This is a genomic window from Paraburkholderia sp. RL18-085-BIA-A (assembly GCF_046027075.1).
Lineage (GTDB): Bacteria > Pseudomonadota > Gammaproteobacteria > Burkholderiales > Burkholderiaceae > Paraburkholderia.
Map to the genome: position 1 here is coordinate 121,165 of NZ_JARESU010000016.1, position 14,948 is coordinate 136,112.

General features: G+C 59.9%; 14 protein-coding genes and 2 pseudogenes. 5 read left to right on the top strand and 11 right to left on the bottom strand.

Translation table 11 applies throughout. From position 1 onward, the window contains the following. Positions 1-5 precede the first annotated feature (5 nt). The 7 genes from fdxA to P0D89_RS14315 are packed head-to-tail and all read right to left on the bottom strand — an operon-like array spanning position 6 to position 6,416. The gene (gene fdxA, locus P0D89_RS14285) at positions 6-341 is read right to left on the bottom strand and encodes a ferredoxin (RefSeq protein ID WP_408358537.1); all 336 of its coding nucleotides are present in this window, start codon (positions 339-341) and stop codon (positions 6-8) included. Beyond that, on the bottom strand, positions 341-1,114 hold the full coding sequence (locus P0D89_RS14290) for an enoyl-CoA hydratase-related protein (protein ID WP_408358538.1): 774 nt from the start codon (positions 1,112-1,114) through the stop codon (positions 341-343). The genes fdxA and P0D89_RS14290 overlap by 1 nt, the downstream gene beginning before the upstream one ends. Further along, on the bottom strand, positions 1,111-2,289 hold the full coding sequence (locus P0D89_RS14295) for a CaiB/BaiF CoA transferase family protein (protein WP_408358539.1): 1,179 nt from the start codon (positions 2,287-2,289) through the stop codon (positions 1,111-1,113). Before P0D89_RS14295 ends, P0D89_RS14290 begins: the two co-directional genes overlap by 4 nt. Beyond that, the gene (locus P0D89_RS14300; RefSeq protein WP_408358540.1) at positions 2,286-3,671 is read right to left on the bottom strand and encodes an FAD-dependent oxidoreductase; all 1,386 of its coding nucleotides are present in this window, start codon (positions 3,669-3,671) and stop codon (positions 2,286-2,288) included. The genes P0D89_RS14295 and P0D89_RS14300 overlap by 4 nt, the downstream gene beginning before the upstream one ends. 36 nt (positions 3,672-3,707) lie before the next feature. Continuing rightward, positions 3,708-4,547 (bottom strand): ABC transporter permease, encoded by an 840-nt coding sequence (locus P0D89_RS14305; protein WP_408358541.1) that lies wholly within the window; start codon positions 4,545-4,547, stop codon positions 3,708-3,710. Next, positions 4,547-5,380, bottom strand: a complete 834-nt coding sequence (locus P0D89_RS14310) for an ABC transporter ATP-binding protein (protein ID WP_408358542.1) — start codon at positions 5,378-5,380, stop codon at positions 4,547-4,549. The genes P0D89_RS14305 and P0D89_RS14310 overlap by 1 nt, the downstream gene beginning before the upstream one ends. A gap of 4 nt (positions 5,381-5,384) precedes the next feature. Then, a complete protein-coding gene (locus tag P0D89_RS14315; protein WP_408358543.1) occupies positions 5,385-6,416 on the bottom strand; it encodes an ABC transporter substrate-binding protein in 1,032 nt (343 codons plus the stop codon). Between the two features lie 443 nt (positions 6,417-6,859). On the opposite strand from P0D89_RS14315, the gene P0D89_RS14320 reads away from it, so the two are divergent. Next, positions 6,860-7,987 carry a porin gene (locus P0D89_RS14320; RefSeq protein WP_408358544.1) on the top strand — a complete coding sequence of 376 codons (1,128 nt, stop codon included), beginning with the start codon at positions 6,860-6,862 and terminating at the stop codon, positions 7,985-7,987. A gap of 367 nt (positions 7,988-8,354) precedes the next feature. On the opposite strand, the gene P0D89_RS14325 is transcribed toward P0D89_RS14320, so the two are convergent. Beyond that, the gene (locus P0D89_RS14325; RefSeq protein WP_408358545.1) at positions 8,355-9,212 is read right to left on the bottom strand and encodes a PA4780 family RIO1-like protein kinase; all 858 of its coding nucleotides are present in this window, start codon (positions 9,210-9,212) and stop codon (positions 8,355-8,357) included. A 323-nt stretch (positions 9,213-9,535) separates the two neighbouring features. Between P0D89_RS14325 and P0D89_RS14330 the strand changes: the two are divergent. Together P0D89_RS14330 and P0D89_RS14335 are read left to right on the top strand one after the other, a co-directional pair. Continuing rightward, positions 9,536-9,685, top strand: a pseudogene (locus tag P0D89_RS14330) (transposase domain-containing protein); the annotation flags it as partial. 418 nt (positions 9,686-10,103) lie between these two features. Further along, positions 10,104-10,904: an SDR family NAD(P)-dependent oxidoreductase gene (locus P0D89_RS14335; protein ID WP_408358546.1), complete on the top strand. Its 801-nt coding sequence runs from the start codon at positions 10,104-10,106 to the stop codon at positions 10,902-10,904. Positions 10,905-11,050: 146 nt separating this feature from the next. Here P0D89_RS14335 and P0D89_RS14340 read toward each other — a convergent pair whose 3' ends face one another. Beyond that, positions 11,051-11,833 carry an SDR family oxidoreductase gene (locus tag P0D89_RS14340; protein ID WP_408358547.1) on the bottom strand — a complete coding sequence of 261 codons (783 nt, stop codon included), beginning with the start codon at positions 11,831-11,833 and terminating at the stop codon, positions 11,051-11,053. A 118-nt stretch (positions 11,834-11,951) separates the two neighbouring features. Between P0D89_RS14340 and P0D89_RS14345 the strand changes: the two genes are divergently transcribed. Next, entirely contained in the window at positions 11,952-12,851 is a 900-nt protein-coding gene (locus tag P0D89_RS14345; protein WP_408358548.1) for a LysR family transcriptional regulator, read from the top strand. 22 nt (positions 12,852-12,873) lie between these two features. Here the strand turns inward: P0D89_RS14345 and P0D89_RS14350 are convergent. Both P0D89_RS14350 and P0D89_RS14355 read right to left on the bottom strand, forming a co-directional pair. Next, a pseudogene (locus P0D89_RS14350) lies at positions 12,874-13,125 on the bottom strand (helix-turn-helix domain-containing protein); the annotation flags it as partial. A 236-nt stretch (positions 13,126-13,361) separates the two neighbouring features. Then, positions 13,362-14,126, bottom strand: a complete 765-nt coding sequence (locus P0D89_RS14355) for a ParA family protein (protein WP_408358549.1) — start codon at positions 14,124-14,126, stop codon at positions 13,362-13,364. Between the two features lie 105 nt (positions 14,127-14,231). Between P0D89_RS14355 and P0D89_RS14360 the strand changes: the two genes are divergently transcribed. Further along, positions 14,232-14,948 (top strand): two-partner secretion domain-containing protein (locus P0D89_RS14360; RefSeq protein ID WP_408358550.1); only part of this gene is annotated, 717 nt, incomplete at its 3' end.

A 14,948-nucleotide genomic window follows, 5' to 3' on the forward strand; every position in this document is an offset into this window, starting at 1 on the left:
TTGTCTCAATTCGCTTCGCGCGCCGGCCACCCGGCGACCACGGGATGGTCGCACAGTACCTTGCCTACGTCGCACGCGCCACCAGGTGAACCCAGCGCACTGACAGGGACATCGAAGAACTCCCGGTTCACGCAGGTGAATTGAACCTCTGCCTGCGGAACCTCGTCTTCGTGGAAGATGGCCTCCGTCGGGCACACCGACACGCACACCCCGCAACTGATGCATTCATCGGGATGAATGTACAGGGTGCGCTCGCCTTCGTAGATACAGTCGACGGGACAGCACTGCACGCAGGCGCCGTCCTTGACGTCGATACATGGGGACGTGATGACGTAAGCCATTAGCGTCCGCTCCAGCGAGGTTTGCGCTTCTCCTGGAAAGCGCGCACACCTTCATGCGCATCTTCGGATTGCAACGCCGACACCAGCGCAGGCAGCCGCAAAGCCTGAGCCTCCGACGCCGAAAGCGTCGACGTCCTGCGGACCACCTGCTTGATTGCCTGGAGTGACAGCGGGGCACAGGAGAGCAACGCTTCGACCCAACGTTCAACGGCCGCGTCGAGTTCCACGCGCGGCACGACTTCATTGACCAGCCCCATGTCGAGCGCTTCGCGCGCCGACACGCGGCGCCCTGTCAACAGCATCGCCATGGCCTGCCGGTAAGGGATCTGACGTTGCAGGAGCGTCATGCCCCCATCGAGAGGCATGCGTCCGACAAGCGCCTCGGGCAAGCCGAAGCTGGCCTCTTCGCAAGCGACTACGAGATCGCATCCGAGTACCATTTCAAACCCGCCGCCGAGCGCGTAGCCGTTCACACGGGCAATCACGGGCACGTTCAGCGTTTCGCGCAGCGCGATGCCGCCAAATCCACCGGGGCGCGGCGCGGCCCAGTATTCGAGCCCGCTCATCGAAGGGTTCTTGAGATCGGCCCCCACGCAGAACGCACGCTCACCCTCGCCAGTCAGCACGACGACGCGTATGTCCCGGTTGCGTTCGAGTTCGTTCCAGACGCGCTGCAGTTCGCTCTCGGTCTCGAGATCCACCGCATTGAGCGCTTCCGGACGAGCCAACGTCACAGTGGCCACATGCTGATCGATCGTCAGTCTTACGCTCATACCGCCTCCGGCGCGATCGTCCCGCGCAACTGGTTGAGAATCTCCTCGGTGTGCTGCCCGAGCTTCGGGGGAGCACGCCGCAGTCCGACGGGCGCCCGCGACAGCTCGATGGGACTGCCTATGAAGCGCACGGGCTGCCCCTCGCCCTCTCCTTCGATGATCAGGCGGTTGTGCAGTGTTTGCGGGTCGACAAGGGCTTCGCGCAGATCGCGCACCGGGGCGCAAAGGAGGTCCTGCTCTTCCAGTCGCTCGATCCAGAAGTCTCGGGTGTTGCTTGCGAAGCGCTCGCGGAAGATCGTTTGCAACTCGTCCTTATGGCGGAACTGCTCGTTCAGATTGCAAAAGTGCGGATCAGCGGACAGGTCGCCGATTTGCAACGCCGCACAGATATCGCGAAGCGGGTTCGCCTTGAATGCGCCAACGAGGACGAGCGGACCGTCCCGGGTATCGAATACACCCGAGAGCGGCATTGCCGCCCAGTTCACTTCGGAGTCGGCCATCATGATCATCGCCGCTTCCTGCATCTGCATCGCGAGCATCGAGTTGTACAGCGATACGTTGACTTTCTGTCCTTCCCCAGTCCGTCCGCGATGCAGCAATGCAAGCAGGATGCCCTGCACCAGGTGCATACCCGCGGAATAATCGGCAAGCGCGGTCGGGTACACCGAGACCGGCAGCGACTCGTCCGCCCGACGCGCCATCACACCGCTCATTGCCTGCGCGAGCACATCCTGGCCACCCTTGTGCGCGTACGGTCCCGTTTCGCCGAACCCAGTCCCCACCGCAAAAATGATCCGGGGATTCAGGCTCCGGCAGGCCTCGTAACCGATACCCATCCGATCCATCACGCCTGCGCGAAAGTTGCTGACGACAACGTCGGCGTCGGCAATCAGCTTCTTCAATGCCGCCATCTGTTCGGCGTCGCGCAAATCGAGTTCGAGGCTGCGCTTGTTGCGGTTGAGACTGCAGAAGATCGGGTTGTCGGCACCCGCCACGGGCTCGAATGTCGAGCGGCTCAAATCGCCGCCTCCGATGCGCTCGACCTTGATGACGTCCGCACCGTAATCGGCCAGCATCTGGGTGCAGACGGGCCCCATCATCACCTGCGTCAAGTCGATGATGCGAACGCCTTGAAGCGGCAAATCCTGCGTGAATGCGTTGTAGCCGTTATTCATGCTGCAGCCCTCGCATCGACGTGAATGGCAAGCGGCGGAACGTCGGCGTTGCGGCCAGTCTGGTCGCCGGGGTCCGCGCCCTGGGCGCGCAGTGTCTTCTGCAGAGCGCGCACGTCGACATTGCGGACCGACACGTTCGCGTTGAGCGCAAGCGCTGCGGCAACGCCAGCGGCTTCACCCATCGCCATACAGGGCGGAATTTCGCGCGACATCTTTTGCGCCTGCGACGTCGCCGAATAGTGACGGCCTGCGACGAGCAGATTGTCGATCTTCTTCGGCAGCAACACGCGGTATGGCATGTAATAGTCGCGTCCGCGAGCGATGCTGTCTTCGAAGCGCGTGCGCTGCGCGAGATCATCCTTGCTCATGACATACTCGCCTTCGAGGAGACGAGTCTGACGCACGCCAGTTTGCGGAGCGACATCGATCACATAGCAGTTTTTGAAGCCCGGCAGCTTTTCCCGCACGAAGTCGACCACGGCATGGATGTGCTTGCGGCCCTGCACCTCTGCGCGCGTCAGATCCTCCGGGTTGAGGCCATCGAGACCCGCCATGTGCGGGCAGTTGCACCATACGACGCCCGGCAATGGCGTCTTGAGCCACCAGTAGCCCCACGAGCCGCCGAGGATGCGCTTGATCTGACGGTCGAGCAGCGCGAACGTCTCTGGCTCTTCGGCCTCAAAGCGTTCTGCCTCGTCCGTGTCGACACCACCGAGACGAAATACCGTTGTCGTGATGTAGGTGCCGCCGACATGCGGAACACCCGCCGAGGCGGCAACATCCAGATCGCCCGTCGCGTCGATCACGACATCCGCAAGAATCGCTTCCCGTCCGTTTTTTGTATCGCAGATCACGCCCTTCACCTGACCGTTCTCGACGAGGGTTCGCGAAAACCACGAGTGCAGCCGAAGCTTGATACCAAGCTCTTCCACCATTTCTAGCGCCACGCGCTTCATCGCATCAGGGTCGAACGCGGCCGCAAAGCACACAGGATGCGGCGTCTTCTGGCTGTGAAAATCAAAGGTGCCCCAACGGCCCCACTGGCGATACGCAGCGGGATCTTCGCCCCATTCGTGCGAACGCGGAAACATGGCAAGCTTGCGCGCCGCCATACGTTCGATGAATGTCATGCAGGTGCCGCGCACGGAGATTTCATGAAGGTGGTTGTCCCACATGTCGTCGAGTACGAGCACCATGCCGCCCGATGCGAGCCCGCCAAGGTGGTTGTAGCGCTCGAGAAGAATGACTTCCGCGCCGTTTCGCGCAGCGCCGATCGCTGCCGACAGGCCTGCGGGACCACCACCGACTACGACGACGTTAGCCTTCGCGACCACGCGCACATCGCGCGCGGGTTCCTGGATCCATTCACTGATCATGTTCATTTCGTCTCCTTTCTGAATTGGCTATATCGCTCAGGCTCAATGCGCGCTTTCGGGTTGCCATTTGACGAGGCAGCGCTCGAGTACTGCGATGACCAGGAAAAACGCACCTGACAATATGGCGCTCATGATGATGGCCGTGTACAGCAGCGGGGAATCGAAGTTATAGGTCGCCTGGATAATCATCGCGCCTATACCTTGCGTCGCCCCGATCCATTCGCCCACTACTGCACCGATCACCGACATTGACGCTGCGATACGCAGCGCGGAGAAGAGATACGGCAGCGACGAAAAGACCCGGAGCTTGAAGAAGATTTCGCGCTTGCTTGCCGAGAGAATCTGCATTAGCTCCATTGCCTGCGGATTGACCGCATTGAGTCCGCGAACCATGTTCACCAGCGTTGGGAAGAAGCAGACAATCGCAGCGATGGTGATCTTCGGTTCGAGCCCGTTGCCCATGATCAGCACGAGAATCGGTGCCTTGGCGACGACAGGAATCGAATTGATCATCACGGCAACCGGATAGAAGATGTCCTGCAGCGTCTTGTTGTGCACAAAGACGGTCGCTAGCAGGATCGCCGCGAGATTGCCTAGAAGAAAGCCCAGCGATGCCTCGATGGCGGTCGGCAGCAAATTCTGCATCAGCACATCGCTCTTGCTGACGAACGTCTGCAGTACCAGCATTGGCGTTGGTGCAATGAACGGCTTGACGTGAAAGCCCGCGACCACAGCCCACCAGGCGAAAAGAAGGCCCGCCACACCAAGCGCCGGCAACATACGCGCGCGCCACAGTTGCCGGCGTCGACGTACGGCCCAGGCCTGTGCTTCGGCGTCGGCAGTCGGGGAAGACATATTCAGGTGGATTTCAGACGTAGCCATCAGCATGTCTCCAATACACGTCGTAGATAGGCGGCGAGTTCGACGAATTCGCGGGTCTCGCGGACATCGAGCGTGCGGTCTTCTGGCAAACTGACGGGCACGATTTCCTTCACCCGGCCGGGGTTCGCAGCCAGCATCAGTACACGTTGACCGAGGAATGCCGCTTCGTAGATGCTGTGCGTGACGAACAGCGTCGTGAGTCCCATCTCTTTCCAGACGCGGCGCAGTTCTTCGTTGAGGCGATCGCGTGTGATTTCGTCGAGTGCGCCGAATGGCTCATCCATCAACAGCACTTTGGGGTCGCTTACCAGTGCGCGGGCGATGGCGACCCGCTGGCGCATGCCTCCCGACATCTCATGCGGGTACGCATCCTCACGCCCCTTGAGTCCGACGAGTTCCAGCAGTTCACGCGGCGTGGCGCGACCAGCCCGGTTCTTCCCGCCCGCCACTTCCAGCGGCAGTTGCACGTTCTGCAGAGCCGTTCTCCACGGCAGAAGCGCCGCGTCCTGAAACACGAACCCTATATCGCGCCGCTGACGTGCGACATTGGGCGCGGAACCGAGCACACTGATCTCGCCCCGGCTCGGCCTGACCAGATCGGCAACGACACGCAGGAACGTCGACTTCCCACAGCCTGAAGGTCCCAGAAGCGTGAGGAATTCACCGGCCGCGACGTCCAGGCTCAGACCTTCGATCGCGGTGACACTCCGCCGGTCGGTGAAGAAGCGGACATTGATATTGCGGCAGCTAATTGACAAGGCACCGGCGTGCGGAACCTCTACGGGCGAGTTTGCCCGCTCCGCGCGCGGCGGATTGAACGTGGCAGCATGCATGGGTTTACACCAGTAGTCTTGAGGAACGGGTAGCGTTGAGCACGTCCATCGTCATGACGTCCTCCACCTTGGGTTGATGCGTCCTGAACTGGCCGAGCTGTCCGTAGGTCGTGATCTGTTCTCCCCAGACCGCCGGATCCATCGCGCCCCAGCCGTGGGTCTGCGTCGTCGGGTTGAAGGCATAGCTCATCAGCGAATCGATCGCGACACGCTCATCCGCATGATTCAGATTCGGGTATTCCTTGATGAGCAGGTCGACGGCCTGATCGCGATGGGTATTTGCGTGGATCCAGCCGCGCGCCGTTGCGCGCATGAAGCGGGTGACCGTGTCCGGATGCTCCTTCAGCGCTTCCGTCGTTGTGTAATACGGCAACGCATAGAGGCGTACACCGGTGTCCCACAACCGCAGATCAACGCGATCCGCGCCAAGCGGCTTGAGCGCCGTGGTGTTGGTTTGCCAGCCGGTTACGGCATCCACCTGCCCGCTCAGAAGCGGCATCATGTCGGCGCCGATCGGCACGATCTCGACCTGGCCTTCAGGAATTTTGTTCTTGGCCAGTAACGCCTTGAGCAATACCATCCCTGTCGCCTGGATGCCGATACGCTTGCCAATCATGTCGTGCGGCGTGCGAATCGGCTTTTTCTTCAGTGAAAAGAATGTATACGGGTGCTGCTGCAGCCCGGCGGCGATGCATTTGATCGGCAGCCCCTCTGAGACGGCCAGCATGATCGATGGGCTCGATGAGATCTCGCCCGTCTCAAAGCGCCCCGAGGCGACGATTGCGACGCCATCGATATTCGGTCCGCCCGGCTGAATGTGAAAATCGATCCCTTCCTGTTCATAAAAACCGAGTCGCTTCGCGACGACCTCACCGACCTGATTGCCGCCCGGAACCCACCCCAGCTGCATATTGACAGTCGCTTTTTCGCTTGCTAGTGCGCGCACCGAAAGCAGTGCGCCTGTTGCCGCCATGCCGCCCATTGCGAGCGTCATCCGCAGCACACGCCTGCGCCCTGCGTTCTCGATTACTGACATCGTTCACTCCTCCGATGGTCCTTCATGGATTCAAGGGAACCGGTCTGTTGCTTTCCGAGGTGCTGCCGGCTAAGTGCATTCTCAGTAGCCGAAAGTGTCCCCGCAAGCATCAATTTTGAAGACGAGTGATGCCGAAATTAGCTCACCCCCACGGTGCACCACAATGGTGCGTCATGCAGGGCTGCGCACATGACGCGCGCATTGCTCGATGAACCGCTCTGAAAATTAGCTCACTGCTAGTCAAATTCGGTGCTAGCCGACGCGATTTTTGTTCCGCAAGAATCGGTCGCTAGTGAGGCGGGCAGGAGACTCTCGCGTTCCACAATCGGGTGTCAGGTTCACCACGCCGGCACGTTAAAGACCGTCCAAGCAGCCTCATACATTCGTTTTCCTAACTAATCGAGCCGCACTCTAAAACAATCAGGCCAGCACTCAAGGAAATCATGATTCGACGCGCTATCGTAATTACGGCAACCGCCCTCGCCTGTCAGACCGCATTCGCCCAAAGCAGCGTAACGCTCTACGGTTTGATCTCAAGCGGAATCGTGTATGCGAACAATCAGAAGGGAGCCGACAAACAAGGGCATTCGACCTGGCAGTTCGCAAGCGGACCGATGCAGACGCCGCGCTGGGGTATGAGAGGGGTCGAAGACCTTGGCGGCGGAGTCAAGACGATCTTCACGCTGGAAGGCGGCTACAGCGTCGCCAATGGCGCCCTATCTCAAGGCGGACGTCTGTTTGGCCGGCAAGCCTTCGTTGGCTTGTCATCGAACAGTCTGGGCACGGTGACGTTCGGCCGCCAGTACGACGAGGCCGTCACGCTATGCATTTTTTCGTCTGCCTGCCAGTTTGCGGCATATGGCGCGCATATCGGCGACAGCGATAACGTCTTCGATACTTTCCGCATTAACAATGCGGTGCAGTACAAAAGCATCGATTACGGTGGATTGCAGTTCGAAGGACTCTATGGCTTTTCGAACAAGGCCGGGGCTTTCTCGGACAACAACGCCATCAGCGCCGCCGTTCAATATCATCGGGGACCGCTCTCTCTGGGAGCCGCCTACCTTCAGGTCAAAATGCCCAATGATCCTGCCAATCCCAACGGCGCGGTGGTCGGCGACTACGGCTTCACCTCACCCTTCATTACTAATCCAGCGACCAACGCAGGCGTGAGCAAGCAGAGAATGTTCGGCACAGGCGGCGCCTACGCATTTGGAACTGCAAACCTGTCCTTGCTCTATACGAATGCGCGTTTCGAATATCTCGACGAATCCAGACTGACGCTGCAGAACTTCGAAGTCTCATTGACCGACTACGTGCTTCCGGACCTGATGCTCGGGGCCGCCTACATCTTTACCACGGGGCAATACCGTCCCCAGGACGCAAGCCCGAAATGGCATCAGGTCAACACCGGCGCGGTGTACTTCCTGAGCAAACGGACGGATGTGTTTCTGGTCGGCATTTACCAGAAAGCCGCCGGTGATGCGCAATTCGCCCAGATCTACACGCTTTCGCCGTCGACGACCAAAACACAAGTCTCGGCTGTCATCGGTCTGCGGCATCGTTGGTAAGCGAATCACACACGAAACCGTCACCGAAAAGCGCCTGTGACCCGCGGGCGCTTGTTCCAGAACCCGCCGGGATAATTCGATTCGTCAGAAGTAGATCGTCGCTCTTTTGTTTCTTAACCGCGGGACGTTCACCGCAACTTTCGGGCGCGGGCCCGCAAGCTTTTAGCGCCCCAACCGAGGCCGATAGTTGAATGTCGGCAACTCGCCGATGCAGCAACCTTCGCCTTCGCCAATCGGATGGGCGTTCGCGGGTGCGGAGCTGCCGTCCGACTGTCCGAGCCACGTGACAGGCGAATGACGGCTCATGGCGGCAACATTCCTCGAAGACCTTCACCTTCGGGCTATCTTCGGGGGACATCGAGCACGGTTACCGGCCTACGCTAAGTTCCTGCTGTCGCCGCACTCGCGCGTCTTCCTCAAGACGTGTCTCTTCGAGTTCTAGCAGCACGCCATCGAGGTCCACAGGTCGCGTGTCGACTTCGATGCGGCCGGTCAATTCGGCATCGACATCCAGCCGCCCTGCTTCGAAGAGCGTCCAGATCTCCGCGCCATAGCTCGCGGTGAGTATTTGCGGTGCAAAACGTCCGAAGTACGCGGCCAGGTTGTCGACGTCTCGTTTGAGCATCGAGGCGGCTTCGTTGTTGCCGGCTGCGTCGACGGCCTGTGGAAGATCAATGATCACCGGTCCATCCGCTGCCAGCAGGATGTTGTATTCCGACAGGTCGCCGTGAATCACCCCTGCGCAGAGCATGCGGACAACCTGGTTCAGCAGCAGCGCGTGCAGTTCGAGGGCGCGGGCTTCGGTCAGATCGACGTCGTTGAGCCGTGGCGCGACGTCACCCGCCTCGTCGATCACCAGTTCCATCAGCAACACGCCGTCGGTACAAATATAGGGTTGCGGCACGCGCACACCTGCGGCGGCGAGCCGGAACAGCGCGTCGACTTCGGCGTTCTGCCATGACGCTTCCTGCATCTGACGGCCGTAGCGCGTACCTTTTTCCATTGCCCGGGCCTGCCGGCTGTTCTTGACCTTGCGACCGTCCCGATACGACGCGGCTTGCCGAAAACTGCGCTGCTTCGCGTCCTTGTAGACCTTCGCGCAACGCGTCGATTCGCCACTGCGCACGACGTAGACCGTTGCCTCCTTGCCGCTCATCAACTGGCCGATGACTTCGTCGATGAGTCCTTCTTCGAGAAGCGGTGCAAGTCGTTTGGGTATTTTCATACGACCGCCGGCCGCAGCTCGTGGAACGTGCATTCCACACGCCTGGATGGTGAATAGCCCGCTGAGGTATGCGCGACCAGCAAACCGATGAATTGCGCAGCCGGTGCTGCCGGTCGTAAGCTTGGTGCGTGGGAGATGGATGGAGTCATGCCGGATTATACGGGAGGCCGAGGGCCAGCCGACGCAAATCTCCCGGCGACTGCGCAGATGCATTGCGCCGCAGTTCCAGCCGCTGGCTGCCTGGCACGACGGGCAGCACCCGTTGCCGTCATTCGATGATTGTCTGCGAACGTCTCGAATTCAACGTGACGCCATCATTCGCGGGAGCATGTCGGGCCTGCAACGTCGAACCCTGCGCATACCTCATGCACGTGCTCACCGAATTACCGCGGCGCGTACCGGACGACGATGTCACCGACCTGCTGCCCCTCAACTTGGTGAAGCTCACAGCTGCAGCGAGTGACCCAGCTTGATCCAACCGGCACATTGGCGGCGACTTTGCCGATCGATGCAGTGCCGTGAAACGTCATCGTTCGAGGCGCAGATGGATCAATTCCGCGTGCTGCATTGCGCGCTTACAAATGTCGCAAGCGCCGCAGCTCCGTCGTTATGTCTGAAGTGACGGCTCTCTACTGCTATGCCCGGCAGGCATGCCTCTCTGCTTACAAGGTCTTTGTCGCGCCGTCCACGGAAACCTATAGTCGTTGCACCACCATGGATCGAAAGTGGCGCGACGAAGCTCTTTGTCTGATTGCTGAAACCGGCGCAGGCGAGATCTGTACCGCCGTCGACGCAAGGGACGCATGGGAAGTTGGTCTTCGACGATCTTCGTGATGATGCGGAGCCGAGAAGGTGTCGTTCTGAAGATGCTCCGGGCAGGGATAACGGTCAATGAATCACTCACTGGATAAGTGGCGCAATGAATCGCTCACGGAAACCTTAGGAAATCACATGTCTAAGTTAGCTCAAAAAGTAGCACTCGTTACCGGTGGTTCACGCGGCATCGGTGCGGCAATCGCGAAACGTCTGGCTGCGGACGGAGCGCGGGTGGCCTTTACGTACGCGAAGGACGCCAGCGCGGCTTCGGCCGTGGTCAAAGAGATTGAACTCAATGGCGGAAAGGCTATTGCGATCCAGGCGGACGCTACCGACGTCAAAGCCGTCGAGGCTGCGGTCGGGAAAACTGTTGCAACGTTCGGCCGGCTGGATGTGCTGGTAAACAATGCCGGCACGGCCATTCCGAAACCGTTCGAAGACACGACTCTGGAGGAGATGGATAGAGTGATCGATATCAACATCCGCGGCGTATTCGCTACGACCAAGGCCGCGCTGAAGCACCTGAGCGATGGTGGCCGCATCATCATGATCGGTTCGGCGGTGGGCGAGCGAGCCATTGCTCCCGGGCTGGTGCCCTACGCAGCCACGAAAGCAGCCGTCAGGATGTTCACCCAGGCGCTGTCCAGAGAGTTGGGAGGCCGGGGCATCACGGTCAACAACGTCCAGCCGGGACCGATCGATACCGACCTGAATCCCGCCTCAGGCGACTGGGCGGTGCCGCAGAAGGCCGCTACAGTACTTGGTCGCTATGGGCGCGTTGAAGAGATCGCCGCAATGGTAGCTTTCGTCGCCGGCCCGGAGGCCTCGTACATTACCGGAGCGAATCTTACCGTGGATGGCGGGATGAATGCCTGAGCCTGAGCACATATTCGACCTACGGCTTTGAAGCAGAGCGACGCATCTTTTCAAGGAACTGCTGGGCAAGACGAAGATTTTCCCGCGAACCCATGGTGTTTTCCCGTTTATGACGCGCCACGTTCGGATGAGCGCGGCGTTGAAAATCAGACCTGCGCGCGTCCGCCGTCGACGAACATCTCGATACCGGTGATATAGCTGGCGTCGTCTGACGCGAGGAAGGAAACGGCCTTCGCAATCTCGTCGGCGGTGCCGACCCGACCAAGCGGGGTTGTCCCGGCAACTTCCTTGCAGTACGCCGCGATCTGTTCGTCGCTCATCTTCAGTTCGGTCTTGTAAGCCGGCGTCACGACGACTCCGGGCGCTACAACGTTGACGCGGATGTCGCGGCCTTTGAGATCGGATGCCCAGGTGCGTGCAAACGAACGCAAGGCTGCCTTGGTGGCGGCATAGACACCGAATGCAGGCACGCCTTGAATCGATGCGATCGATCCTGTGATCACGATTGCGCTGCCCGCGCGCATGAATGGCAAAGCGCTTTGCACGGTGAGCAGTGTGCCTTTCACATTGATGCCGAAGTATTTGTCGAATTGCGCTTCGCTGATGTCCCCGAGACTCGTGAATTCGCCGCCGCCGGCGTTGGCGAACAGGATGTCGATTGTCGGGTGAGCCGCCGTTACCGTTTGCACGATGCGCTCGAGGTCGGCCACAGAAGAGATGTCGCCGCGAATCGCGAGCGCACCGTGGCCGATTTGCGATACCGCGGCATCCAGCTCCGCCTGGCGCCGGCCGGTGACGAACACCTTGGCGCCTTCGCGAGCGAGGCGCATTGCGGTGGCGAGGCCGATCCCGGTACTACCGCCGGTCACGAGCGCTACCTTTCCAGCATGCTTTGTCGAATGGATGTTGTCGTAAATAGAGGCTGTCATCTCAAGGCTCCGGTTCATCTGCAAGGGTAATGGCCTCATACTAGATTAAGCACATGTACAGATAAATATGTACATTGTGGTTTGTCTATTCACGACTGTGGATAATCGGAGCCGATCGATGGACCATTTGCAGGCGATTCGCGTTTTTGTCCGCGTTGTCGAGACAGGAGGCTTTGGGCGCGCGGCCCTGTCGCTCGGTATGCCCAACGCCACGGCGAGCAAATGGGTCAAGTCACTGGAAGCGCACCTTGGTGTAAAACTGCTGGAGCGCAATACAAGGCGAGTCAGCGTGACAACCGATGGCGCTGCTTACTATGAACGCACCCGGCAGCTGCTCAGCGAGCTCGATGATATCGAGACCACCCTCGGTCGGGAGCAGACCAGCCCCCGTGGGGTACTGAGAGTCGACACCGGCGGATCGACCGCAAGTGGCATCCTCATTCCTGCATTGCCGGCCTTTCTTGCCCGCTATCCCAGGATACAGATTCAACTCAGCGTCACTGATCGCACCGCAGATCTTGTCGCCGAAAACATAGACTGCGCGATTCGAAGCACCTCGGACGATCCGGATCTCGTGACGCATCCAATCGGGACGCTCGCGTGGGCCACCTGTGCGAGTCCGGCATATCTCGCGAAGCACGGCAGGCCAAAACATCCGCAGGAAATCGTGGATAAGAACATGCCGGTCGTCGGATATTTTTCTGCAAACACGGGTATGACACAGCCCCTTACGTTTCGTCGGGGCCAAGAGACGATCACGCTTGGTCGCGTACGCAATGACGTGCTCGTTAGCGAGAGCAATGCGCACCTTGCAACCGCACTGGCGGGTTTGGGCATTGTTCACACATTGAACTTCATGGTTCGCCCGTTCATCGAGCAAAAGAAGCTTGTGCCGATTCTCGCGAAATGGCGGCCGGACCCGCTCGAAGTCTATATCGCGTATCCGCCTAGCCGACGATATAGCACCAAGGTCAGAGTGTTTGCGGACTGGGCGGCGACATTATTCGCGTCTGCGTGAACTCGTGGCCGACCATTAATGCTCATAGCCCAGCCACTCGCCGGCCTTCCGCCCGGTAACGCCCTGAGCTCTGTCCGGTCCTTCGCCTGAATGCGATGCTGAAAGCCGTATCGGACAGGCACGCGATGCGTGAGGCGATATCGACCGGCGGTTCTTCCGAGTGTCGCAAGACCGTGCGCGCGATCGTCATGCGCCAATGATTCAGATAGTCGAGCGGCGCACGACCGACAGAGCGGCGAAACCGGGCCGCAAAAGCGGTGCGCGACAGGCCGACTGCGCTCGCGAGATTTTCGACCGGTCAACGTTCGCCGGGCCTCGCGTGCATTATCGACAGCGCCGTCTCACATGCATACCGCGCGCCCTGCGCTCTCATGAGTCACCACTTGCGGTTTAAGACCCGCATGATTGACCTTCCGGCGACGGCGCGGCGCGAGCGGGCTTTCGGCGCTCTTCGCAGCCGTGGCCGCCTGTCTTTGACTTGCCATTCTGTTCCGGGAAGGGTCCACCCCACTATCCGGCCAGTTCACGATGCAAGGCCCGATACTCCTGCGAAAGTTTGTGTCCCGGATCGAGGTGAATGACGGGGGTCGCCTGCTGATGCGATTCGCGGATCTTCACGGACGAAGACAGCCGCGAAGCCAGCACGGGCAAGCCCTCACTGACGAGTTCGTCGACCAGCTTTTGCGGCAAGCTCGCACGAGGCTGAAACTGATTGATGACAATCCCCTCCACCTCCAGTGCCACGTTGTGATCCTGCTGGATCTCCTTCACGTTTTCGAGCAACGTGTAGAGCGCGCGACGGGAAAAGTCATCACAGTCGAACGGAATCAGACAACGCTCGACGGCGATTAGCGCGGAGCGGGTGTAGAAGTTCAACGCCGGCGGCGTGTCGATATAAATCGCGTCATACATGTCGAGCTCATTGAGCGCTTCACGCAACTTGTAGATCTTGTAGCGGGATTCCAGTTTGCCGTGCAACGCGTCCAGATCAGCATGGGCGGGCATAACGTCCAGGTTCTCAAACGGCGTCGGATGAATGAAGGACGTGACTTCTACGGGCCTGAAGCTGAACGTTAGCGCGGTTTCGAAGAACCCGGCGACGGTAGGATGGACCTCACTGGCCTGCGGGCCGAGCAGGTATTGACTTGAATTCGCCTGGGCATCCAGGTCGATCACCAGCGTGCGCAGACCTTCGCTCGCGCTGATGGCCGCCAGGTTGCAGACGATGGTCGATTTGCCTACACCGCCTTTCTGATTGAATACGACGCGCCGCATATTCTCCCCTTGAACGGAAGCTGTCCTGAATCCTCCAGCATACCTGAGTCAGCGGACCGGGATAGATGCGGTGGTGCTGACGGCACTTCACGACCGATGCATCGAGTGGCCACCGTGTTCGAGAGCGGCAACGTCCAGGCCACAACCGCCACCGTAGGCAGTGATTTGGCCGACACCGCATGGCTCGTCTCGATCATCCTCGCCGACCTCGCGATTCCGAGCGGCAACGACGATCTCGCGACCTTGCCAAACTTTGCGATTAGCCTGCGCCTGCGGTCAGTCTCGTCGCTTGTTGCACAGGGTTCCTTAAAGTCGCAGCAGCACACGACAATGTCCTGCTTTGCTTTTCTGTCTCACCTGCTATGCTGGTCTGGATATTTGATTTGCGGCTTCATGGGCCGGTGCGGGCGCGACGATGTGCCCCTCCGTGCGCAATCGCGCGGTGGATCGGAGAGTGCTATGCCACCTCGATTTGCATCCCGAATACTTCGACCATCCGGACCCTCGCTCTCGATGGGCGCCGTCGTGCGTGCCTTGATTGTCATCGAACTGCCACTCGCCGGAATTCTGCTTGCACCGGCGGCGCTGGCAGGCGGAGCGTTGCCGCAGAGTGGACAGTTCGTGAGCGGTCAGGGCTCTATCGCGAGGAGTGGTCAAGGCCTTGTTATCACGCAGACCGGTTCGACCCGCGGCGTGATCGATTGGAATAGCTTTTCGATCGGTTGGGGGCACAGCGTCACCTTCAATAACGGCTCCGGTGCAACGCTAAACCGTGTGACCGGCGGCTCGCCTTCGGAAATCCGTGGCAGCCTGACTGCGACA